This is a genomic window from Paucibacter sp. KBW04, assembly GCF_003852425.1.
Taxonomy (GTDB): Bacteria; Pseudomonadota; Gammaproteobacteria; order Burkholderiales; family Burkholderiaceae_C; genus Paucibacter_A.
In genome coordinates this window covers 43690-66390 of sequence record NZ_QAJN01000021.1, presented here as the reverse complement: position 1 = coordinate 66390, position 22701 = coordinate 43690, and the positions used below count along the sequence as shown (strand labels likewise).

Annotated in this window: 18 protein-coding genes; 2 read left to right on the top strand and 16 right to left on the bottom strand. The window is 64.5% G+C overall.

The window, feature by feature from the left end; translation table 11 throughout:
- Positions 1–7: 7 nt before the first annotated feature.
- From DBR47_RS23385 to purE, 10 genes are all read right to left on the bottom strand, one after another.
- A complete protein-coding gene (locus DBR47_RS23385; protein WP_197047245.1) occupies positions 8–3442 on the bottom strand; it encodes a response regulator in 3435 nt (1144 codons plus the stop codon).
- A gap of 177 nt (positions 3443–3619) precedes the next feature.
- Positions 3620–4681, bottom strand: coding sequence for a TMAO reductase system periplasmic protein TorT (torT, locus tag DBR47_RS23380; protein ID WP_124454700.1), 1062 nt, complete (start codon positions 4679–4681; stop codon positions 3620–3622).
- 144 nt (positions 4682–4825) lie between these two features.
- Positions 4826–5938: a class I SAM-dependent methyltransferase gene (locus tag DBR47_RS23375; protein WP_124454697.1), complete on the bottom strand. Its 1113-nt coding sequence runs from the start codon at positions 5936–5938 to the stop codon at positions 4826–4828.
- On the bottom strand, positions 5935–6780 hold the full coding sequence (locus tag DBR47_RS23370; RefSeq protein WP_124454695.1) for a uracil-DNA glycosylase family protein: 846 nt from the start codon (positions 6778–6780) through the stop codon (positions 5935–5937). The genes DBR47_RS23375 and DBR47_RS23370 overlap by 4 nt, the downstream gene beginning before the upstream one ends.
- A complete protein-coding gene (rimI, locus tag DBR47_RS23365; protein WP_124454842.1) occupies positions 6777–7319 on the bottom strand; it encodes a ribosomal protein S18-alanine N-acetyltransferase in 543 nt (180 codons plus the stop codon). Before rimI ends, DBR47_RS23370 begins: the two co-directional genes overlap by 4 nt.
- A gap of 43 nt (positions 7320–7362) precedes the next feature.
- Complete coding sequence (gene tsaB / locus DBR47_RS23360; RefSeq protein ID WP_124454693.1) at positions 7363–8121, bottom strand: tRNA (adenosine(37)-N6)-threonylcarbamoyltransferase complex dimerization subunit type 1 TsaB; 759 nt, start codon at positions 8119–8121, stop codon at positions 7363–7365.
- A gap of 98 nt (positions 8122–8219) precedes the next feature.
- Positions 8220–9197: an SGNH/GDSL hydrolase family protein gene (locus DBR47_RS23355; RefSeq protein WP_124454691.1), complete on the bottom strand. Its 978-nt coding sequence runs from the start codon at positions 9195–9197 to the stop codon at positions 8220–8222.
- A 57-nt stretch (positions 9198–9254) separates the two neighbouring features.
- A complete protein-coding gene (locus DBR47_RS23350) occupies positions 9255–10262 on the bottom strand; it encodes an L-threonylcarbamoyladenylate synthase (RefSeq protein ID WP_124454689.1) in 1008 nt (335 codons plus the stop codon).
- Positions 10263–10282: 20 nt separating this feature from the next.
- The gene (locus DBR47_RS23345) at positions 10283–11458 is read right to left on the bottom strand and encodes a 5-(carboxyamino)imidazole ribonucleotide synthase (protein WP_124454687.1); all 1176 of its coding nucleotides are present in this window, start codon (positions 11456–11458) and stop codon (positions 10283–10285) included.
- Positions 11458–11952 carry a 5-(carboxyamino)imidazole ribonucleotide mutase gene (purE, locus tag DBR47_RS23340; protein ID WP_124454685.1) on the bottom strand — a complete coding sequence of 165 codons (495 nt, stop codon included), beginning with the start codon at positions 11950–11952 and terminating at the stop codon, positions 11458–11460. Before purE ends, DBR47_RS23345 begins: the two co-directional genes overlap by 1 nt.
- 182 nt (positions 11953–12134) lie before the next feature.
- On the opposite strand from purE, the gene DBR47_RS23335 reads away from it, so the two are divergent.
- Positions 12135–13103, top strand: a complete 969-nt coding sequence (locus DBR47_RS23335; protein ID WP_124454682.1) for a tetratricopeptide repeat protein — start codon at positions 12135–12137, stop codon at positions 13101–13103.
- 8 nt (positions 13104–13111) lie between these two features.
- On the opposite strand, the gene DBR47_RS23330 is transcribed toward DBR47_RS23335, so the two are convergent.
- The 3 genes from DBR47_RS23330 to fba form a co-directional block, all read right to left on the bottom strand.
- Entirely contained in the window at positions 13112–14227 is a 1116-nt protein-coding gene (locus tag DBR47_RS23330) for a hypothetical protein (RefSeq protein ID WP_124454680.1), read from the bottom strand.
- Entirely contained in the window at positions 14224–15120 is an 897-nt protein-coding gene (locus tag DBR47_RS23325; RefSeq protein ID WP_124454678.1) for a phosphoribosylaminoimidazolesuccinocarboxamide synthase, read from the bottom strand. Before DBR47_RS23325 ends, DBR47_RS23330 begins: the two co-directional genes overlap by 4 nt.
- Before the next feature lie 123 nt (positions 15121–15243).
- Positions 15244–16308: a class II fructose-bisphosphate aldolase gene (fba, locus tag DBR47_RS23320; protein ID WP_124454676.1), complete on the bottom strand. Its 1065-nt coding sequence runs from the start codon at positions 16306–16308 to the stop codon at positions 15244–15246.
- A 238-nt stretch (positions 16309–16546) separates the two neighbouring features.
- On the opposite strand from fba, the gene DBR47_RS23315 reads away from it, so the two are divergent.
- The gene (locus DBR47_RS23315; protein WP_124454674.1) at positions 16547–17584 is read left to right on the top strand and encodes an STAS-like domain-containing protein; all 1038 of its coding nucleotides are present in this window, start codon (positions 16547–16549) and stop codon (positions 17582–17584) included.
- Between the two features lie 41 nt (positions 17585–17625).
- Here DBR47_RS23315 and DBR47_RS23310 read toward each other — a convergent pair whose 3' ends face one another.
- The 3 genes from DBR47_RS23310 to DBR47_RS23300 all read right to left on the bottom strand — a co-directional run bounded on the left by DBR47_RS23310 (position 17626) and on the right by DBR47_RS23300 (position 22467).
- Positions 17626–18306, bottom strand: coding sequence for an ABC transporter substrate-binding protein (locus DBR47_RS23310; protein ID WP_197047244.1), 681 nt, complete (start codon positions 18304–18306; stop codon positions 17626–17628).
- Between the two features lie 200 nt (positions 18307–18506).
- Entirely contained in the window at positions 18507–19940 is a 1434-nt protein-coding gene (gene pyk, locus DBR47_RS23305) for a pyruvate kinase (protein WP_124454670.1), read from the bottom strand.
- 193 nt (positions 19941–20133) lie between these two features.
- Positions 20134–22467: an NADP-dependent malic enzyme gene (locus DBR47_RS23300; RefSeq protein WP_124454668.1), complete on the bottom strand. Its 2334-nt coding sequence runs from the start codon at positions 22465–22467 to the stop codon at positions 20134–20136.
- Between the last annotated feature and the right edge of the window lie 234 nt (positions 22468–22701).

Genomic DNA, 22701 nt, shown 5'->3' with positions numbered 1-22701 from the left:
CCTATTGCTAAAGCGGCCGATCCAGCACTAGCCCTGGCTGGGAGGCTTGCTGTTCAAAAGCGCTCAAGCCCTGCAATCCCGCTTCAAAATCAAAGGCCTCCAAGGCCTCCTGGACCTTTGCCAAAAGGGTGAGGCCGGACGAGTCTGGGTCTGCGGCTTGCACGGCCCGACGCAGGCTGGCCATCAAATCCAGGGCGCCGACATCGCTTTCCTCCAGCGCTTGACGCAGACGCGGCAAGAGCAGGGCGACGGACTCACCCGTTTGCGCGCCTTGTCCTAAGCCCTCGTCGCCTCCACGGTCTGCCTCGGCTTGCAAGCCTGCCTGAGCCTGCAAGCCCTGCAGCACCGGCTGTAGCGCCGCCAAAGTCTGATCCAGCAAGGCCTGCAACTCGGCCTCGGGCCGATTTTGCGCACAGGCCTTTTCCAAACCCGCTGCAGCCGCTTCCACCGCGCGCGCGCCTACCGTGCCGGCCGTGCCCTTGAGGGTGTGGGCCAAGCGCTGGGGCGCAGAGGCATCGGCCGCCCGCAAAGCTTGCTCGAACTGCGCCGCAAAGCCCTGGTTCTGGCTCAGAAACTTGCGCAAGAGCCAGGTGTAGAGCCGCACATCTCCGCCCGTATTGGCCAGGCCTTGCTGGGTTTCTAGCCCATGCAGGGCCTGCAGATCCAGGCCCGCTTCGGCTGGCGGCGATTGAACGCCGGGCTGCTCGGCCGCCGTCCATTCCTGCGGATGCGCGGGCACGATCCAACGCGCGATGGTGTTGAACATCTCCACCACATTGAGCGGCTTGCTGATGTGGTCCCACATGCCCGCAGCGATCACCTTCTCGCGCTCCCCCACCACGGCATTGGCGCTCATGGCCAGGATGGGCAGGTCTTTCAGGGCGGCGATCTTGCGAATCTCGCGGGTGGCGGTGTAGCCATCCATCACCGGCATCTGGCAGTCCATCAGAACGCCGTCAAAAGCCTTGGGCGCGTCGCGCAAGAGCTCCAGCGCCAGCAAGCCGTTCTCGACGATCTTGACCTGGATGCCGGCCTGCGTCAGCAGTTCCTGAGCCAGCTCCTGATTCAGTTCGTTGTCCTCCACCAGCAGCAGACGCGCGCCCGCCAGCCGCTTCTTGGCCTCTTGCGCCGCGTCCTGTCCCTGGGACTTGGCCAGCAGAGGGCCCGGCGCACGGCCCATGGCTTCCGCCACGGCTTGGAACAAGGTCGACCGGGTCACCGGCTTGATCAGCACCGAACGCAGCTGAGCCCCCTGACTCCTAGCGGCCTTGAGCGCCTCTTCCCGCCCATAGGCGGTCACCATGATCACCGCGGGCAATTGACTCAAGTCGTCCTGAAGGCGACGGACACAGTCCACGCCATTCATGCCGGGCATCTGCCAGTCCATCAAGACCAGGTCATAGCCTCGCGAGGCTTGTTGAGCGGCCTCTATCATGGCCAGCGCCTCGATACCGTCCTTGGCCATCTCGACCTGCAAGCCCAAGTCCTCGGCCATGCCCAAGAAGATGGTGCGCGCGCAGACGTTGTCATCGACCACCAGCAGGCGCAGCCCCTGCAGTTCATCGGCCGTGAAGGCGAGGCGCTCGCTCGGGCTTGTCTGCAAACCAAAGCGCGCATGGAAATGGAAGCAGCTGCCGCGCCCCGGCTCTGACTCAAACCAGATGCGCCCGCCCATCATCTCCACCAGCTGCCGGCAAATCACCAGGCCCAGGCCGGTGCCGCCGTATTTGCGCGTGGTCGAGGCATCGGCCTGACCAAAGCTCTGAAACAGCTTGCCCTGCTGCTCCGCGCTGATACCGATGCCGGAGTCGCGCACCCAGAAATGCAGCTCCACCTGCGCTTCGCTGCGGCTCAGCTCCTCAACGCCAATGACGATCTCGCCCTTTTCGGTGAACTTGACCGCGTTATTGCCCAGGTTCGTCAAGACCTGACCCAGGCGCAAGGCGTCACCGATCAGCGCGCCGGGCACTTGGGCGCGGCTGTCAAACAGCAACTCCAGGCCCTTGTCCTCGGCCTTCAGACCAATCAAATTGGCCAGGCCCTCGAAGACCTCCTCCAGCTGAAACTCGGACAGTTCCAGATCCAGTTTGCCGGCTTCAATTTTGGAGAAATCGAGGATGTCATTGATGATGCCCAGCAGCGATTCCGCGCTGCGGTGCACCTTGTCGATATAGTTTTTCTGGCGCGCATTGAGCTCGGTCTGCAAGGCCAGATAACTCATGCCAATGATGGCATTCATGGGAGTGCGGATCTCATGGCTCATATTGGCCAGGAAGTCAGACTTGGCCCGTGTGGCCTCCTCCGCCGCTTGCATGGCCTGACGCAGTTGCTGCTCGGCCGCCTTGCGCTCGGTGATGTCGATCACCCAGCCCAAGGTCGCCAACTCGCCCTCGTAGTCGGTGCGCACATAGCTGATCAAAAAGTCGCGCACCTCGCGGCTGCCGGTGTAGAGCTGCACTTCCACCCCGTTCACCCGGCCCTCCTGGCTCAGAATCTGCATCACCCGTTCTCTATCCCCCGGGTTCACGTAGAGATTGGGCATGGACTCGCCCACCGACACCTTGAGCATCTCGTGCATGGTCGGATTGATCATGCGCAGCACCTGATTGACCGACACGGCCACGCCCACGGGGCTGGTGTCGAGGATATTGCGCAAGCGCTTCTCGCTCGCCCGCAACTCCCCCATGGCCTTCTCCATATCGCGGGTGGCCTCATCCACCTTGTGCTGAATCAGCGCGTTTTTGCGTCGCAGCCCTCCCGCGTACAGCGCCATCAAAAGGCTTAGCAAGCCACCGCCAGCCCAAACGGCATAGGCCAGGCTCAGATCCACGCCGCCGGCAAAGTCTGACGCCACCAGCCAGTCCAGGTCCAGGCTGCAGCGCCCCGTGTAAAGCAAGGTTTGGGCATGGTGAGCAGCCGTGAACGCCGGGCGCGGATCTTGGATCAACATCCGCGTCTCGCTGCCATCGGGCTTGAGGCCTAGGTTCAAGCGCAGCCCTACCAGCTTGTTGGCAGCGCTCAGATTGATCAGGGTCTGCTCGATATCGAACACGCCCACAATCGCCAGATCGGGGTCGCGGGTGGTGACCAAGACCATATAGACATGGCTCTTGCCCGCCAGGTCCTTGAAGGGTGTGGACAGCAGCCACTCATTCGGGCTGTCGCCAGCCTTGCTCAAGGTTTCGGCCAACAGCGCAACCGGCGGCTTGCCCACAGCGGGGAATTGAGCATCGGCACTCACGGCGCTGGAGGCATAACGCACGGTCCAGGAACCCTTGCTGCGGTCCAGCAAGGCCTTGCTGGACAAGAGGTTGACGCGCGCGCGCGACTCCATTCCCTCGACCGCGTTGTAGAACTCACCCCCGGCCACCGAGCTCGAGTTCTCCACCAACACCACCAAGCCGGACAGCAGAGTGAAACTGTCTTCCAGCCAACTCAGCAAGGTGACCGCATGCTGAGCGGTCTCATGTTCAGCCAGTTGCTGCCAAGAAGCCTGTGCGCGCTTTTGCAGGACCTGCCCCAAACCCGCCGTCAGCCCAAGGCCTAGAAAGAGAATCAGCCAAGGCCAAAGGCGCGAGGCATGACTTGGATTTGCCCCCGATGCCGCCATACCCGCGGCCTACTTGTTGACGCTGAAGATGGCGCGAAAACCTTCGGGCGCCAAACTACCGGACAAATCGACCTTGCCCACATTGGCGCCATCAATCAGCTGAATGGGCGCGCTGAGGTGGCGTGGATAAGGCTTCTTCTCCAAGGCCCTGACGGCCAAGTCCACCGCCAAGCGGGCCTGCAGGCCCGGCACATCGCTGGGCGCGGCCGCCATCACCCCGCGCTCTATGCCCCGATGCACGGCCGGCCCGAAGTAGTAAGACAAGACCTTGACCCGCGCGCTGAGCTTGCGACGGCGCAACTCCTGCACCGCTGCCTCGGCCGAGACGGCCGTGCCAGCGATCACGTCGACATCGGGGTGGGCGTCCAGCATCTTGCTGATCAGGCCGCTTTGCGCCGCCAGGCCGGTGTCACCCCAATCGGCGGCCACGATCTTCAGAGGCGAGGCGCTCAAGGCCTGCCGGAAGCCCTGGTCCCCAGCCTCGGCCCAGCCCGCGCCCTTGGGCCCGGGCAGCCACAGCAGTTTTTGCGCTCGGCCCTGGCCGAAATGCTGCACCGCGTAGTCGCCAGCGGCCTTGCCCATTTCGTAGAAATCGGCCGCAGCTCTGGCGCTGAGTTTGGGGGAGTTGATGCCATTGATCAGATCGATCACCGGCCGGCCTTGGGCGGCGAACTTGTCGATCAAATCATTCAGACCTTCATTGCTGATGGAGCCGATGATCAAGGCATCGGCCTTGTCGGCCAAGCATTGCGTGATCTGCTCGCGTTGCTTGTCCAATTTGTCATAGCCCCCGGCCGCGGCAATGGTGAGCGTCACCCCCAGCTGACGCGCATGCTCCACCAGACCGTAGTTGACGGCCATCCAGTAAGCATCCTTGAGGTGCGGAATGACCACGCACAAAGACCATTTTTTCTCCGCCTTGGCCAGGGCGGTATAGGTCTGACTGCTGTGCTTGCGCTGGGTGTTGAAGGGCGGATCCCAGACATCGACCTGCAAGGGCGACCAGTCGGCGCGGGCGCTGCAAGCCAGCAGCAAAAGAGTCCAGCCGAGGTGGGTGAGCTTGAAGCGCATACCGTTCCCTTCGCAAACTTCAGATGGAAGCACAGACCTGCGTCAGCATAACCTGCTATGCAGGCGACTCAATAGCTCAGGGCTCAAGGCGCCAAAAGCTCAGCCGTCTTCGTGCGGTAATTCGCTACTGCGGCGCGCCATCACTCACAAGGTATGGCTGCGGTCGCCGTGGGCAAAGCCCAGGGCCTCAAACTCCGGCCCCACCGCCAGGCCTATGACCTTGAAGAGTTCGCCCATCTCATGCTCGGCGATCAGCTTGTGGGCCATGCTGCGCGTCGCCAAATCGGCTGTTGCCATCAGGTCGACGATGCCGCAGTTGATGAGGAAATTGCCCTGGCTGGTATAGCCCAGCACGCTCAAGCCCGCATCCTGCGCCACCAGGGCAATGCCGGTGAAGTTGACATGCGCGGTGATGTCTTTCTCACCCACCATCACCAGGGGATCGGGATCGGATCGGTGCTGGTGATGGCACATCAAGGTGCCACCCGAGCGCTGCGGGTGGTAGTACTCGCCCTCGGGGAAGCCGTAGTCGATCAAAAAGATGGCGCCGCGCTTGAGCTGGGCCGCCAGGGTGCGCACAAAGGCTTCGGCCTGGGCGTGGATCTCGGTCACGGTGCCGGGCGGGAAATGCGCGGCATCGCTGTCGCAGAGCAAGGAGGGGCGCAGAGTGGTGGGGCGATCGGCGTAGATGAAATCAGCCCCTGGCGTGGCAGCCAGACTGACGCCGCGTTCCATCCAGCGCTGGCCATCAAAGCTCAGCAATTGCACGGGCATGGCGTCCAGCACCTCGTTGCCGATGACCACACCTTCAAAAGTGGGCGGCAAGGCCTGTACCCATTCCACCTTGTCGGCCAGCGGACCCAGGGCCTGCAGGCGTTCGGCCTGGCGGGCGGCCAAGCTGGCGGACAGATCGACGATGCAGTAGCGCTCGATCTTGTCGCCCAGGCTTTGCAGCAGCTGGGCCGCCAAGGCGCCGGTGCCGGCACCAAACTCCCAAATAGTGCGGGTGCCGGTGACCTCCAAGGCTTGGGCCAATTGATTGGCCAAGGCCTGGCCGAACAGGGGAGACAGCTCGGGCGCGGTGACGAAGTCGGAGCCGCTTTGCGGCATCAGGCCGAACTTCTGCCGCGCATTGCTGTAGTAACCCAGGCCCGGCGCGTACAAGGCCAGGCTCATGAAACGGTCAAAACCTATCCAGCCCCCCGCATCGCGGATGTGCTGCTGGATCAGGGCTTGAAGTGGACTCGGGGGATTCATGTCGGGGTCTTGTCGTCCAGGGCCGTCAGGGCCAAGCAGAGGTCGGCCCAGGCACGGGGTTTGTCGGCCTGCTGGCGCAGCAGATAGGCCGGGTGATAAGTGAGGACCACGGGGATGCCTTGGTACTCATGCAGACGGCCGCGCAGCTTGCCCAAGGGCTCGCCACTGCGCAACAAGGCCTGGCTGGACAAGGGGCCCATGGCCAGAATCACGCGCGGCCGCAAGAGCTCGATCTGCCGAGCCAGATAGGGCTGGCATTGCTGCAACTCCGCCGGGCCGGCCGCAAGGCCAGCCTGCGGGCGACACTTCAGCGGGCTGGTGACGAAGGCATTGGCCTGCTCGCCCGCGGTCTGCAAGCCCATGGCGCGCAGGATATTGGCCAGCAAAACGCCTGCATCGCCACCCAAGGGTGCATCGCCTTGATCGCTGCCCTCGGCATCGACCACCACCAGGCACTGAGCTTGTGCAGCGCCGTCGCCAAACACCGGCAGACGTCGGCCCTGGCACAGGCCGCAGGCACGGCATTTGGCGGCACTTTGGCGCAGGCCTTGCAGATCCAGCGCGGACAGATCCTGGCTGGCAGCGGCCGCGGCTTCGGGCTCTGGCACTGGCTTGGCCGTGGCCTGGCGCAGGGCCTGAGGCAAGGCGGCCACGGCCGCCTGGGGCGCGGGGGCGCGCTGCTCTGGCGGGCGCGCCAGGGGCGCAGCGGCTGCTGGGATTTGCGGCGCGTCCTGCGGCTCTGCGGCTTCTTCTTCCTGCAAAACCACCGTGGTGGACTCGCGCGGCCAAACCCGCAAGCCCATGGCCGCCAGCATGGCAATCTGACGTGCATCCCAGCTCATTGCTTGGCCTTTTCCTGGCCAGGGTTCTGGCCCTGGTCTTGGTTCATCAAATCAATCGGCAAACTCATCAGCACCGCATCCTCTCGCTGGCCCTGATGGACCGGGTAGTAGGCACGGCGCAGGCCCACCTCGCTGAGGCCGTAGCGGCGATACACCTCGCGCGCACGGGTGTTGCCGGTGCGCACTTCCAGCCACAGCTGCTCGCAGCCCTCGCTGCGGCAGAGCTGCACCAGGGCGTCCAGCATCAGGCGGGCCAAGCCCTGACCTTGATTCTCCGGGCGCACCGAAATATTCAGCAGATGCATTTCACCCACACCCTTCATGGCCAGAAAGTAGGCCGCCAGGAAGGGCTCTTTGCCCGCCTCGCCCTCCAACCAAAGACCAAAGCCTGCATAACCCGAGGCCAAGGAATCGATGAAATTGCCCTCGGTCCAGGGCTGGGCATAGACCCGCGTCTCTATCGCCATGATGGCGGGTAGATCGATCAGGCGCAGGGGCCGAAACCGCGGCTGGCCTGCGGGCGTCAGCGGCGCAGACATAAACAGATTTTGGGGCGAAACGCTCATGGCGACGTGGCAGCGATCAAAGGCCAGAAGCCGCGGCTTGGGCTGCCCGCGCGTCCAGCCGCTCCTGCGTCGTCTGCGCTACCTTGTCTCGCACATAAACCGGCATGGCCTGGGCCGCGTCCATGGCGCCACCCTGAGCCCAAGCCTGGCTGGCCAGGACGGCCAGGGCTCGGGCGCGCGAACGCGTTTGCGGCCAGACCCGGCGCGAGGCCGCGCCTTGGACGGCGGACAGGGGCTCGGCAAACACGGTCAGGGCGGAGCCTGCCAGGGCGAAGCCTTCCGTCTGCGCATTCAAAAGCTCGGCCAAGGCCTCGGGCTTGTAGAGCGCGGCGGCTTGAACCTCAAGCAGCGGGCCGGCGGTTGTGGGCAGGCGGAAGGCCGCCGCATAGATTTCACCCATGCGTGCATCCATCGCCACCCAGATCAGACCGCTCAAGGCATCGCCCTGCTCGGCCGCTTGCTGGCGTGCGTCTTCGGCCACCAGCATCAGGCTGTCAATCGCCAGCACCGGCTTGCCCACGCCAAAGGCCAGGCCTTGCACCACGGCACAAGCGGCGCGCAAACCGGTGAAAGCGCCAGGACCACGGCCGAAGGCGATGGCATCGACTTCGCTCAAACGCAGACCGGCTTGGGCCAGCAGGGCCTGGGTCTCGGGCACCAAGCGCGCCGAGGCCTGTGGCCCGCCTTCGGCCTCGAAAAAGTACTCGCCCGAAGGGCTGCTCAGGGCGATGGCCATCACCTCGGTGGAGCTATCAAGAGCCAACAAAACAGTCATGAAACAAGTGTAGCGAGAGGCATGGAAAGGGCGGGATGGGAACGCAAAGGCCCGGCAGCGAGGCGCGGCCGGGCCTTTGCAGACAGCAAACCCTCGGGTCAGAAGGGGTTGGTGGTGGCGGTTCTCCGGGCGGCCTGCCCGATGACATCATGCCCTTGGAAGGTCAACAGGCGGTCATTGGCCCACAACCAAGTGCTCGCCGAGCTGTCGGCGATCAGGGTGTTGGTGGTGCAGTTGTCCACCGAGACCGTGTTCAGACAGGCCGGCTTGGTCACTTCGCCCGAGGGGTACTTGGTCATGATCTGAATCCGCTCATCCGCCAGCACCAGGCCGATCAAGCGACCATCATTGCGAATATTGACCCGCATTTCCAGATTGAACTCCGAGGTCAGCTGGGTCAAGAAGGCGGCCCGCCCGCTGTCCAGCTTGCTCTCCTCCAAGGCGTAGGGTGTCGTCCCCTGATCGATCACGGTTGCCAATACCACCCGACCGTTGGCATTCGCGATGCGGTTGACCTGGGCGGCCAAGGCTCGGGCGCGAACCCGCACCTCGTTCAGCAAAGCCGCCTGACTCTGCGCCGGATATTGTTGGTACAGCTCGATGATGTCATTGGCGCCGACCATCACCGTAACCAGGTCCTTGGGGCCAAAGCCGCCGGTCGCGAAATGGGTGTCCAGCGCGGCTTGGAACGAAGCCACATTGCCGCCTGCCGTGGCATACATCAGGCCGCTGGTGACCGCGATTTGGCTGGGATTGCATTCGCTGAACACCAGGCCGAATTGATTGGCCAGGTACTGCACCCAGATGGGATTGGCCGCGCAATCGATGGCCCCGGTGACCGAGTTCACCGCGTTGACGGTGTACTTTCTGCCATCCGGCTTGATCAGGCTGCTCTCATCGCCAAAGGTGATGATGCGGGTGGGGGCGAAGGGTTCGATCTGCGAAGTGCCACCGCCACAGGCGCTCAAGGTCGCCAGGGCCGCCACCGACAGGGCAGCCAGGCCTTGTCGACCCCACTGTTGGCCCAATTGAGCAAGATGGGCAAAGCCGCGCTGGCCTGCTGTGAAACTCTTCATGAACTCTCCGAACTCTCAAAAAATCGAATCAAGCGCTCCGCAGGGAGTTCTCAATCCTCATGGCGCTGCCTGAAACGCCGCGGCGGCGCGGGACAAGCGGTCTCTGACCCCGTCCCAAGCCGCCCCGGCCGGGGGCAACTCAATCCAAATCTCTACAGCACCTGCCGCGTCCAACTCACGCAAAACGGCAAACAACTCATGCGCCGTGGCTTTTGCATCCTCAGGCATCTGGCGCCAGAGCAGCTCTGCCGCCTCAGACCTTGGCGGCACACTCAGCGTGCGTGAATATACCGCCAGCCCTGCGCTGGCTTGAGGAGGGCGGTCTGCCAAGGCTTTTTGCAAGGCCTCGCGATCCAGCAAGCGCACCGTGGCCGTGGGCGCGTAATGTGCGGCCAAGGTGCCCGAGGCACGCGGTGCCGCCGCATCCGGCGCCCACAAGGCTTGGCCCATGGCGGCCTCAATTTCATCCGGCGTCAAGACGCCCGGGCGTAGCAAGACCGGATGCTCGCGGCTGCAGTCAACGATGCTGGACTCGATGCCCACCTCGCACTCACCGCCGTCCAGCACCAGCAAGCCGGGCTCGAATTCATCCACCACATGACGGGCCAGGGTCGGGCTGACCCGGCCGAAGCGATTGGCGCTGGGCGCGGCCACCCCGCTCACCCCCAATTCGCGCGCGGCCGCCAGCAAGGCACGCGCCACCGGATGCGCGGGGCTGCGCAGGCCGATGCTGTCCTGGCCGCCGGCCGCTGCCGCGCCCATGGCTGGCGCGCGCTTGACGATGACGGTCAAGGGGCCGGGCCAGAAGGCCGCCATCAAGGCCTTGGCCACCGGCGGCAGATCGGCCGCATAGCGGGCCGCGTCGGCCGCGTCCAGCACATGAACGATCAGGGGATGGTCGGCCGGCCGGCCCTTGGCCGCGAAGATCTTGGCCACGGCCGCGTCCTCGTCGGCCCGCGCACCCAGGCCATAGACGGTCTCGGTGGGCAGGGCCACCAAGTCGCCCGCCGCCAAGGCTGCGGCGGCCTGGGCGATGGCTTGGGGGTCTTGGCCGTCTAACAACATGGCTGAGCGCAGTTCCTGGCTCACCACTGCGTGGGCAGACCCAGCAGAGCGGCCGCAGCCCGGGCCGTGGCCTCGGCATCCGCCACGGTGGCGGCGGTGATATTCAGATGGCCCATTTTGCGCCCTGGCCGAGCACTGGCCTTGCCATAGAGATGCAGATGGGTGCCAGGCAGGGCCAGCACCTGATCCCAGACGGGCGTGCGCTCATTGCCCTGCGCATCGAACCAGAGATCGCCCAAGAGATTGAGCATCACGGTGGGCGAATGCAGGCGCGGCTGGCGCAGCGGCAGGCCGGCCATGGCCCGCACCTGCAGCTCAAACTGCGAGACATCGCAGGCATTCATGGTGTAGTGGCCGGAGTTGTGCGGACGCGGCGCCATCTCGTTGACGATCAGGCGGCCGTCTTGCAGCACAAAGAACTCCACGCAGAGCACGCCCACATAGTTCATGGAGGCGGCGATGCGGGCCGCAGAGGCCAGGGCCTCGGCCGCCAGCTCGGCACTGACGGCAGGCGCTGGCACCTGGGTGACGGCCAAAATGCCGTCGATGTGCAGGTTTTGCTGCACCGGGAACTGCACGATCTCGCCCTGCGCATTGCGGGCGCTGATCACGCTCAGCTCCAGGGCCAGGGGCAGCATCTGCTCCAGCACGCAGCGCACCTTGTTCAGCTCGTCCCAGGCAGCGGCCAGCTCGGCGCGCGTGCGCACCCGCATCTGGCCCTTGCCGTCGTAACCCATGCGGGCGGTCTTCAAGATGCCGGGCAGCAAGGCCTCGTCTACCGACGCCAAGTCGGCGGCGCTGGCGATCTCGGCATAGGGCGCGCAAGCCACGCCGCTGGCCTTGAAATGGGCTTTCTCGTCGGCACGGTCCTGGCAGATGGCCACGGCCGCACCGGCCGGTGCCACCACGCGACTCTGGGCCAGCTGAGCCAGAGCCTGGGCGGGCACGTTTTCGAACTCGGTGGTGATGGCACCACACTGGGCTGCCAACTCGCTCAAGGCGGCCGAGTCCAAGTAGTCAGCGCGGATGTGCTGATGGGCGACCAGGCCGGCCGGGCTGTCGGCGTCGGGGTCCAGCACCACGGTGCGGTAACCCAGGGCTTGGGCGGCATGCACAAACATACGGCCCAGCTGGCCGCCACCCATCACGCCCAAGCTGGCAGCGCCGGGCAACAAGACTGCAGGCAAAAAGCTCATCAGACCAAATCCTGGCTCATGCCGCGGGCCACTTCGGTCTGGCGAGCCCGGTAGGCCGCCAGCTTCTCACGCAGGGCCGGGTTCTGATTGGCCAGCATGGCCACGGCGAACAAGGCCGCATTGGCCGCACCGGCCGTGCCGATGGCAAAGGTCGCCACGGGAATGCCCTTGGGCATCTGCACGATGGAATGCAGAGAATCCACGCCTTGCAGATGGCGGCTGGCCACCGGCACGCCCAACACGGGCACGACGGTCTTGGCCGCCAGCATGCCGGGCAGATGGGCGGCACCGCCGGCACCGGCGATGATGGCCTGCAGGCCGCGCGTCGCGGCCGCCTCGGCATAGGCGAACATATCGTCGGGCATGCGGTGGGCGCTGACCACCTTGGCCTCAAAGGCGATGCCGAACTCGGCGAGAATATCGGCGGCGTTCTTCATGGTTTCCCAGTCACTGCTGGAACCCATCACGATGCCGACCAAAGGAGATTCGCTCATTGGAAAAATCCGCTCTATCCACGATGTGAGACTTGACCCCAAAGGCGAGGCCAGCTCTTGCATCAGGGCTGGAAAACCTTGAATTGTAGGCGGCCGCCGCCACCTGCCCGCACTGAGCCCTCGCTTTTACAAACCTTGACGCCACCCAAGCGCCATCAGAACCCTGCCCGCTGCCCACCGCCATGATCGATATCACCCTACAGAACTTCCAAGCCGAATTGATCGAGGGCTCCTTGCAGCAGCCCGTGCTGCTGGACATCTGGGCGCCATGGTGCGGCCCCTGCAAGGTGCTGGGCCCGGTGCTGGAAAAGCTGGAGGTGGCCTACGCCGGCCGCTTCAAGCTGGCCAAGGTGAATGCCGACGAGGTGCCGCAGATCAGCGATCAGCTGAGCCAGATGTTTGGCGTGCGCAGCATTCCTTTTTGCGTGATGTTCGCCGGCGGCCAGCCGGTGGACGGCTTTGTGGGCAATGTGCCCGAGGCCCAGATCCGCGAATTCCTGGACAAGCATGTGCCCAGCGGCGAAGCCCTGGAGGCACAGGAAGAAGTGGCCGCGGCCGAGGAATTGCTGGCCGAAGGCGATGTGGAATCGGCCCTGGTCAAGCTGCAGCACGCGGTCGAAGCCGACCCGAGCAACGAGACCGCCCGCTTCGACTACATCAAGGCCTTGCTGGAACTGGGCGACTTGGCTGCCGCCCAACAAGCGTTTGAACCCGTGGCCGCCAAGGCCGCCGACACCATCACCCGCCACGCCCGCTTTGCCGCCCTGGGGCATTGGCTGAGGGCCTGCCAGCGCGCCAGCGAAGGCATTGACGCCGCCGCCCTGCAGGCCGCCATCGCGAGCAACAAGCGCGATTTCGAGGCCCGCTTCACGCTCGCCCAAGCCCGTTGGGCCGCGCACGACTTCACCGGCGCCATGGACGATCTGCTGGAGATCATCATGCGCGACAAGAGCTGGAATGAGGGCCTGGCCCGCATCAGCTATGTGGCGATTCTTGAGTTGATGACCAAGCCGGTGCCCAAGGCCCCGGCCGGCAAAGCCACCGCCGACGACGCCAAGAGCGGCCTGCAACTGGCCGGCCACACGGTGCTGCCGCCCTCCGACCCGCTGCTGGATCAGTACCGCCGCAAGCTGAGCATGGCGCTCAACTGAGCGTCTTTTTAACGCGGCTGCAGCTGAGCCGCGGCCAAGGCCTCCGCCCAGGCGCTTTGCTGTTGGGCAAATTCCTGCCATTCGGCGGCCGCGCTTTGCGCATGGCGCTCGGCGGCCGTCGCATCACCGACCAGGCCGTAAACCTGGGCCAAGCGGCTGTGGGTGATGGCGCGGTCGTCCACATCGCATAGCGGGTCGAGCTCGATCTCCGCCTCCTTGGCCTGTTGCAAGCCATGCTCGGTCTGGCCGGTATTGACCCGGCACCAGGCCAGATCGGCCAGCAAGCTGCTGCCCAGGCGGGCCAAGCCAGTGGACATGGCCTTGGGCAGATAGGCCTCGAACAACAGCCTTGCCTGCTCAAAATCGCCTTCCACCGTCAGGATCTGAGCACGCAGCACCGGGGTCAGATCGGGCTTGACCGAGCCGCCCACCGCCTCGTCGTAATGCTTGATCGAGTCGGCGCCGAGCAGCAGACCCGAGCTTGCCACCGCGCCCGGCGCAAATCGGCTGGCCAGAGACTCACGCCGGGCCTGGGCCGTGCGCATCTCCGCCATGTTGTACATCAGGGCGGACAGGGCCGCGTCATCGCCCTCGGCCTGCGCATGGGTGCGCGCCTTGGCATACCAAAGCCGCGCCTGCTCCTCTTGATTGGCAAAGTGATGCGACAGACCCAGCACGGTGCACAGACGGTAACGGGCGCTGAAATCGGTGCCCGCCGCGCTTTCATCGCAGGCTTGGGCCAGGCGCAGCATCTCGGGCAGATCGTGGCGCACGTAAGCGAGCTGGGCCAGCCAGGCGGCGCTCAAAGCCTCCAGATTGTTCAAGCCCACCGACTTGGCAATCGCATGGGCGCGGGCAATCTTCTCCTGCGCGGCGCTGCTGAAATCGGTGTAATAGCTCATCAGGCCTTCGGCGAAATGCAGCCAGGCCCCGACCTCGGGGTGCGGGTGTTGAAAAGCCAGCTGATGCAGATCGGTGAGCTGCTCGCGCGCCTCGGCCATATGGCCATGGCGGGCAAACAGCAGGGCCCGCTGAGCGCGCAGGCAGGAGGTCTTGGCCAAGGTCTTGGAGGCCGCAATCTCGACCTCCAGGCGCTTGAGCAAGCGGCTTTTGATGGCCTTCATTGGGTCAGGCGTTGCAGGGCTTCGCCGTACTTGGCGGCCGTGTTCTCGATCACCTCGGCCGGCAAGGCCGGCGCCGGCGCCACCTTGCCCCAGGGCTTGCCATCCACCTGGGCTTGCTCCAGCCAGTCGCGCAGGAACTGCTTGTCATAGCTGGGCGGGTTGCTGCCCACGGCATAGCTCTCGGCCGGCCAGTAGCGCGAGGAGTCGGGCGTCAGCACCTCGTCCATCAAAGTCAGGGTGCCGTCGGCATCCAGTCCGAACTCGAACTTGGTATCGGCAATGATGATGCCCTTGCTCAGCGCGAAGTCGGCGGCGCGCTGATAGAGCTGGATGGAGATGTCGCGCACGCGTTCGGCCAGGTCCTGCCCGATGATTTCCACGCAGCGCTCGAAATTGATGTTCTCGTCATGGTCCCCCATCTCGGCCTTGGTGGCGGGGGTGAAGATGGGCTGGGGCAGCTTGCTGGCGTTTTGCAAACCGGCCGGCAGCTTGACGCCACAGACCTCGCCGTTTTGCTTGTACTCGGCCCAACCGCTGCCGGCCAGATAGCCGCGCACCACAGCCTCGATGGGCAGGGGCTTCAGGCGCTTGACCAGCATGGAGCGGTCCTTGACCTGAGCCTTGTCGGCCTCGCCCACCACCGACAGCGGGTCCTCGCCGGTCAGATGATTGGGCACGATGCCGTCCAGCTTTTGGAACCAGAACAAGGCCATCTGGGTCAGCAAGGCGCCCTTGCCGGGGATGGGCTCGCCCATGATCACGTCATAGGCCGAGATGCGGTCGCTGGCCACCATCAGGATGCGATCCTCGCCGACCGCATAGTTTTCACGCACCTTGCCGCGAGCGATCAGAGGCAAGGAAGTCAGCGAGGAATTCAGGAGAGCTGCGGTCATGATGGGCGGGGAGAGGGCAAAAGAGGAGGGATTTTAGGCGGCATTCAAAGCAAAAAGCCCGCCAGCGGGAGCGCGGGCGGGCTTTACTCTCTAGACGAGCCGGCTTTTGCCGGCGCCTAAGACTTACTGAACGACTTGATTCAGCTCGCCACGGGCATAGGCAGCGGCCACATCGACCAGGCTGCGGGCCTTGATCTTGCCGGCCTGGCCTTCGCAGCCGAACTGGCGGTAGCGCTGCAAGCAGACCAGCTTGGCGGCCTCGCGCGCGGGCTTGAGCCATTCGCGGGCGTCGAACTTGTCGGGGTTCTCGACCAGGAATTTGCGCACCGCACCGGTCATGGCCAGACGGATATCGGTGTCGATATTGATCTTGCGCACGCCGTACTTGATGGCTTCCTGGATCTCTTCGACCGGCACGCCATAGGTTTCCTTCATGGCGCCGCCGTACTGGCGAATCTGCTCCAGCAGCTCTTGCGGCACGCTGGAGGACCCATGCATCACCAGATGGGTGTTGGGGATGCGGGCATTGATCTCCTTCACGCGCGAGATCGCCAGGATGTCGCCAGTGGGCTTGCGGGTGAATTTATAAGCGCCGTGGCTGGTGCCGATGGCGATGGCCAGCGCGTCCAGGCCGGTGGCCTTGACGAATTGGGCGGCTTCCTCCGGGTCGGTCAACATCTGGCTGTGATCCAGCTTGCCGACGGCGCCGATGCCGTCTTCCTCACCCGCCTCGCCGGTTTCCAGCGAACCCAGGCAGCCCAGCTCGCCCTCGACGGTGACGCCGACCTTGTGGGCCAGGGCAACGACCTGGCGGGTCACGTCCACGTTGTAATCGAAGTTGGCCGGCGTCTTGCCGTCGGCTTGCAGGGAGCCGTCCATCATCACCGAGCTAAAGCCCAGGTCGATGGCACCTTGGCAGATCGCCGGGGTTTGACCGTGATCCTGGTGCATCACCAAAGGGATGTGCGGATAGGCCTCGACAGCGGCCTGAATCAAATGCTTGATGAAGCTTTCACCCGCGTATTTGCGCGCACCGGCCGAGGCCTGCAGGATCACCGGCGCACCGGCCTCGTCGGCCGCTGCCATGACGGCCTGCACCTGTTCGAGATTGTTGACGTTGAAGGCTGGGATGCCGTAGCCGTGCTCGGCCGCGTGATCCAGCAATTGACGCATTGAAACGAGAGCCATGAAGTTCTCCGGGAGTTTGAAATGCTTTTTCAGGCGCTGGCCACGGCGACCCACTACCAGTTTGCCGCTGTAACCGCTCTGTAACTCGTTTGATTCTAGCGGCAGCTCATGTCGACTCCAGGCGCCCGAACCGGGGGCAATGGCTATTGCTACCGCCCAAGCAAGCGATTAGGCTGCCGCGACACACTTTTTCCTGGGCTTGCCGCGTGGGCCGGGACGCACAGCCAGGGAGCCCTGCATGTCGACACGACTTTCTATCGATCACCTCACGCTTTGGATCACCGCCGCGGCCGGCGAGCATTCGCTGGACCTGGCCAGCCATATCGAGGAACGCACCGGCGCCAGCCGCCGCGCCGCACTCGCCGCCCTGCGCCGCCTGGTCGATGCCCAATGGCTGAGCCGCAGCGGCAGCGATCGCCGCCCCGTCTACAGCCCCGGCGCCTTGCGCCAAGTGGCCCGCTCCTATACCTTGTATGGCCTGCAGGAAGACCTGCCCTGGCAGCGCGATTTCGCGCCCCATTTCGCCCTGCCCGCCCATGTGGGCCGCATGATTCGCCACGGCTTTACCGAGCTGGTGAACAACGCGGCCGACCACAGCGGCGGCAGCAGCGTCACTGTGTCGCTGCGCCAAACGCCCAGCCATGTGCAGTTACTGGTTTCGGATGACGGTTGTGGCGTTTTCGACAAGATCTGCCAGGCTTTTGAGATTGAAGATGCCCAGCACGCCATGCTGGAACTCAGCAAAGGCCGGCTGACCAGCCAACCTGAGGCGCACACCGGCCGCGGCCTCTTCTTCAGCTCCCAACTGGCCGATGTATTCGACATCCACGCCAATGGCACGGCCTTCCAGCGCCGTGCATGGGAATCCAGTGGCTGGCGCCCGGGTCGCCCCATGCCGCGCCAGGGCAGCTCAATTTATATGGCCATCGCCCTGGACACCCAGCGCACCCTGGACCAGGTGATGGGCGCCTGGAGCCTGGACGGCAGCGGCATCGAGTTTGATCAAACCGTGATTTCTCTGCAGCTGCTGGCCGGGCCCGGCCAGCCCCTGGACAGCCGCGCTCAAGCGCGCCGGGTGGCCGCCCGCTTGACGACCTTCCGCCGCGCCGAGATCAATTTCAGCGGCGTCGAAGATGTGGGCCATGGCTTTGTCGACGAGTTGTTCCGCGTGTTCGCCCGCGCCAACCCCGGCGTGGAACTGCACCCCACCCATACGACTCCGCGCATCGCCGCACTGATCAAGAGCGCGCAAGACAGCGCGACGGCAACGGCCTAGCCCCACGAAACAGCGCGCGAAACAGCGCTCAGCTTTCGCTCTCAGATATCGCTATTGGCCAAGGCCTCGATGGCCTTGGCCTGCTGGCGCAAGGCGATGTTGATGCGAGGCAGTGCGCGCTGGGCCAGATCGCTGCCGCGCGCGGCGGCCAAGTAAACCGGGCTGACCTCGACCGGTTTGGGCAGATAAGTGAGCTCAGACGCGCTGCCGGGAGGCAGGCCCAGCATGCGCGCCAGGGACTCCGGCCGTGCACTGCGGTAGGTAGCCAACAAGAGATCACAGCGCCCGGCCACCACCATGCGCACTCGGGCGGCGATGTCCACATCGGTTTGCTTGACCTGGATCAGGCTGCCACGCGCCGCCTCCAACTCGGGCCCCATGACCACGCCTCGCGGCAGGCAGAGCACGCGATCCCGTAGATCTTCGACACCACGGTAATTGAAGACCTTGTCGCGCCGCACCACCAGCCAAGCATGATTCACAAACAAGGGCTCGGAGAACTCGAACACCAACTCTCGAGGCTCGCTGCGAGAGAGCCCGAAGGCCAGGCATTGGCCACGTTCAGCCATCAAAACCTGACGGGCAAAAGGCACGAACTGCGGCTGCCATTCAATATTGGCCGCCTGTGCGATGAGGTCCAAGAGCTTGCCCACAAAGGGGCGAGGCCCTTTGCTGCCCAAGCCTATGGGCACTTGCAGGCGCTCGGTCGAGCGAGCCGGCATAGACGTCCCAGCCAAGCCCGCCCCCGCCCCGACAGCGGCACAAAGAAGCTGGCGCCGCTGGAGCAGGGTGGCGGTTCCGGCCCTTTCGGGCGCAGAGGCAGGGTTCATGTTCGCAAGCCCCAAGACAAATGGGACTTTTTTACAAAAGAGTGGCCCTATTCTCGCCCCGCCAGGCCCGGGTCAAAGCCCGAATAAGCCGATCAACCGCCGACGCGGCAGACTTTCAGCATATTTGTACCGCCTGGATAGCCCATGGGCTCACCGCAGGTGATGGCATAGGTGTCGCCCGGCATCAGCACGCCCATATCGACCAGGATCTGTTCCGCCGCGGCCAGGGCCGTGTCCCTGTCCTCGTACTTGGGCATCAGCAAGGGGCGCACATTGCGGTAGAGCGACATCTTGCGCTGGCTGACCGCCGTAGTGGTGAGCGCGAAGATAGGCACTTGGATGCGATGGCGGCTCATCCACAAGGCGGTCGAGCCCGACTCGGTCAGGGCCAGGATGGCCTTGCAGCCCAGGTGATGGGCGGTGAACAAGGCACCCATGGCGATGGACTGGTCAATGCGGGCGAACTGGCGGCCGGCGAAATCGGTGTCCAGGGTGACGAACTCGGCGCGCTCGGCTTCCAGGGCGATGGCAGCCATCTGCTCGATGGTCTCGACCGGGAACTTGCCGGCGGCGGTTTCGGCGCTGAGCATGACGGCGTCGGTGCCGTCCAGCACGGCATTGGCCACGTCGGACACCTCGGCGCGGGTGGGCACCGGGTTGACAATCATGGACTCCATCATCTGGGTGGCGGTGATGGCCACTTTGTCCAGCTCACGGGCCAGCTTGATCATGCGCTTTTGCAGGGCCGGCACGGCCGCATTACCCACTTCCACGGCCAGGTCGCCACGCGCCACCATGATGCCGTCGCTGGCCTTCAGAATGGCTTCCAGATGGGGGATGGCTTCGTAACGCTCGATCTTGGCGATCATGCCGGGCTTGTGGCGATAGGGCTCGCCGGCCACATTGGCCAGCTGGCGCGCCATCTCCATATCGGTGGCGTTCTTGGGGAAGCTCACCGCCAGGTATTCGCACTGGAAGCTCATCGCGGTCTTGATGTCTTCCATGTCCTTGCCCGTCAGGGCCGGCGCGGTCAGGCCGCCGCCCTGCTTGTTGATGCCCTTGTTGTTCGACAGCTCGCCGCCCATCTTGACGATGGTGTGCACGGCCGCACCGCGCACCGCTTCCACCGTCAGCACCAACAGGCCGTCGTTCAGTAGCAAGGTATCGCCAGGCTTCACATCGCGCGGCAGTTCCTTGTAATCGAGGCCAACAATGTCTTCATTGCCCAGCTCGGTGCGGTCGGCGTCCAGGATGAAGGGGCGGCCGTTGACCAGCTCGATCTTGCCGTTCTCAAACTTGCCGACGCGGATCTTGGGGCCCTGCAGATCGGCCATGATGGCCACCGACTTGCCCGCCAGGGCGGCCGCCTCGCGCACCAGCTTGGCGCGGTCGATATGGTCCTGCGCCTTGCCATGCGAGAAGTTCAGCCGCACCACGTCGACGCCAGCCGCGATCATTCGCGCCAGGATCTCCGGCGACGACGACGCGGGGCCGAGGGTGGCAACAATCTTGGTGGCACGGGACATAGCTGGCTCTCGCTGAAATAAAGTTACAGGCGAGCGATTATGGAGCGCAAATCGGGGGAAAGTCGATTACAGCGGGTTACCAATGCAAGCCCGGTGCGCGAATCGCCGCCGGCGCCAAACGACAAAGGCCCAGCAATGCCGGGCCTTTGAATTCAAGCAGGTTTCAAGCGCTGGCTTCAGCGCTCAAGAGCGCTTATTTCGCGCCCCGCTCGGCCAGCACATCGGCCACCGCCAGCGCCGTCATATTGACGATGCGGCGCACCGTGGCCGAGGGCGTCAGGATGTGCACCGGCGCGGCCGCGCCCAAAAGAATGGGGCCTACGGTCACGCCATGGCTGCTGCTGATCTTCAGCACATTGAAGAGGATGTTGGCCGCGTCCAGCGTGGGCAGCACCAGCAGATTGGCCGCGCCCTTGAGGCGGCTGTCCGGCAGGAAGCTGGAACGCACCGATTCCGACAAGGCTGCATCGCCATGCATCTCGCCCTCGGCCTCGATTTCCGGATTGGCGGCCGCAAACAACTCATAAGCCTGGCGCATCTTCAGCGCCGAAGGCCGCTTGCTGGAGCCAAACATGCTGTGCGAAACAAAGGCCAGCTTGGGCGGCAGGCCAAAGCGCTTCACCTCCTCGGCGGCCATGGCGGCGATCTCGGCCAATTGCTCGGCGTCCGGGCTGTCATTGACGAAGGTGTCGGTCAGGAACAGGGTGTGCTGCTCCAGCATCAGCGCATTCATGGTGGCCAGGGTCTTGGCGCCGGGCTTGAGGCCGATCAGGTCGTTGACATGCTCCAGATGGCTGTCGAAGCGCCCCACCATGCCGCAAATCATCGCGTCCGCATCACCCAGCTTGATGGCCAGGGCGCCGATGGTGGTGGCCGAACGGCGCACCGCCGCCTTGGCCATGTCCGGCGTCACGCCACGGCGGCCCATCACCTGATGGTAGGCCTCCCAGTACTGGCGGAAGCGGGCATCGTTGTCGGGGTCGATCACCGCCACATCCACGCCCACTTTGAGGCGCAGGCCGGCCCGTGCTATGCGGGTCTGGATCACTTCGGGGCGGCCGATCAGGGTGGGCTTGACGATGCCTTCGTCCAGCGCCACTTGCACGGCGCGCAGCACGCGCTCGTCCTCACCCTCGGCATAGATCACACGCGCTGGGTTGGCCTTGGCGGCCGTGAAGACCGGGCGCATGAACATGCCGGTCTGGTAGACAAAGCGTTCCAGCGACTGACGGTAAGCGTCCAAGTCCTTGATGGGGCGTGCGGCCACGCCGGAGGCCTCGGCCGCCTTGGCCACGGCCGGGGCGATGCGCAGAATCAGGCGCGCATCGAAGGGCTTGGGGATCAGGTAGTCGGCACCAAAAGCCAGCACCTCGCCGGCGTAGGCAGCCGCCACCTCGTCGCTGGTCTCGGCCTTGGCCAGGGCGGCGATCTCGCGCACGCAGGCCAGCTTCATTTCCTCCGTGATCTTGCTAGCACCGCAGTCCAGCGCACCGCGGAAGATGTAGGGGAAGCAGAGAACGTTGTTGACTTGGTTCGGGTAGTCCGAGCGGCCGGTAGCGATGATGCAGTCCGGGCGCACCGCCTTGGCCAGTTCGGGGCGGATCTCGGGCTCGGGGTTGGCCAGGGCCAGGATGATGGGCTTGGGCGCCATGGTTTTGACCATGTCTTGCGTCAACACGCCAGCGGCCGAGCAACCCAGGAACACATCGGCGCCATCGACCACATCGGCCAGGCTGCGCTTGGTCGTGACCTGGCAATAGCGCTGCTTGCTCTCGTCCAGCTTGCCGGCCTTCGCGTCCTCGCGCTGGTCCTGAATCACGCCCTTGGAGTCGCAGACAAAGATGTTCTCGCGTTTAACACCCAGGCCTACCATCAGGTCCAGACAAGCGGTGGCCGCAGCCCCCGCGCCCGACACGGCCAGCTTGACGCTGGCGATGTCCTTGCCCACCAGCTCCAGGCCGTTCAGCAAAGCGCTGCTGGAGATGATGGCCGTGCCATGCTGGTCGTCGTGGAAGACGGGGATATTCATCCGCTCCTTGAGCTTCTTCTCGATATAGAAGCACTCGGGCGCCTTGATGTCCTCCAGATTGATGCCGCCCAGCGTTGGCTCCATGGCGGCAATCATGTCCACCAGCTTGTCGGGGTCGCGCTCGGCCAGCTCGATATCAAACACATCGATGCCGGCGAACTTCTTGAACAAGCAGCCCTTGCCTTCCATCACCGGCTTGGAGGCCAACGGGCCGATATCGCCCAGGCCCAGCACGGCCGTGCCATTGGTGATCACCGCCACCAAATTGCCACGCGAAGTGAAGTCGGCCGCCAGCGAGGGGTCTTCCTCAATCGCCAGGCAGGCATAGGCCACGCCGGGCGAGTAGGCCAGCGAGAGGTCGCGCTGGTTGGACAAGGCCTTGGTGGGAGTGACGGCGATCTTGCCGCGCGTGGGCGCGCGGTGATAGTCCAGCGCGGCCTCGCGCAAGGCCGCTTCGGCCGGGGACAGGGTCTTGTCCTTTTTGGTGATCTCGCTCATCAATGTCTCCGTCTTGTGGGTTCGGCCCGGCCCTGGGTCGTCCAGAGGGCGTGCCGAAACTCGGGGGGTCGAATTTACCCCGCCAATTCCCACCCTCCACTGCGGACACTCCGTACACCCATGCAAAGAACGCAAGAAGGTATGCCGATGCGGCGTAGCGCGAAGACGGGACAGGTCGGTGCTCAAGTGTGCGCTCCATCACGAGCCATGCCGCCAGCACCTGAGTCACGGGGT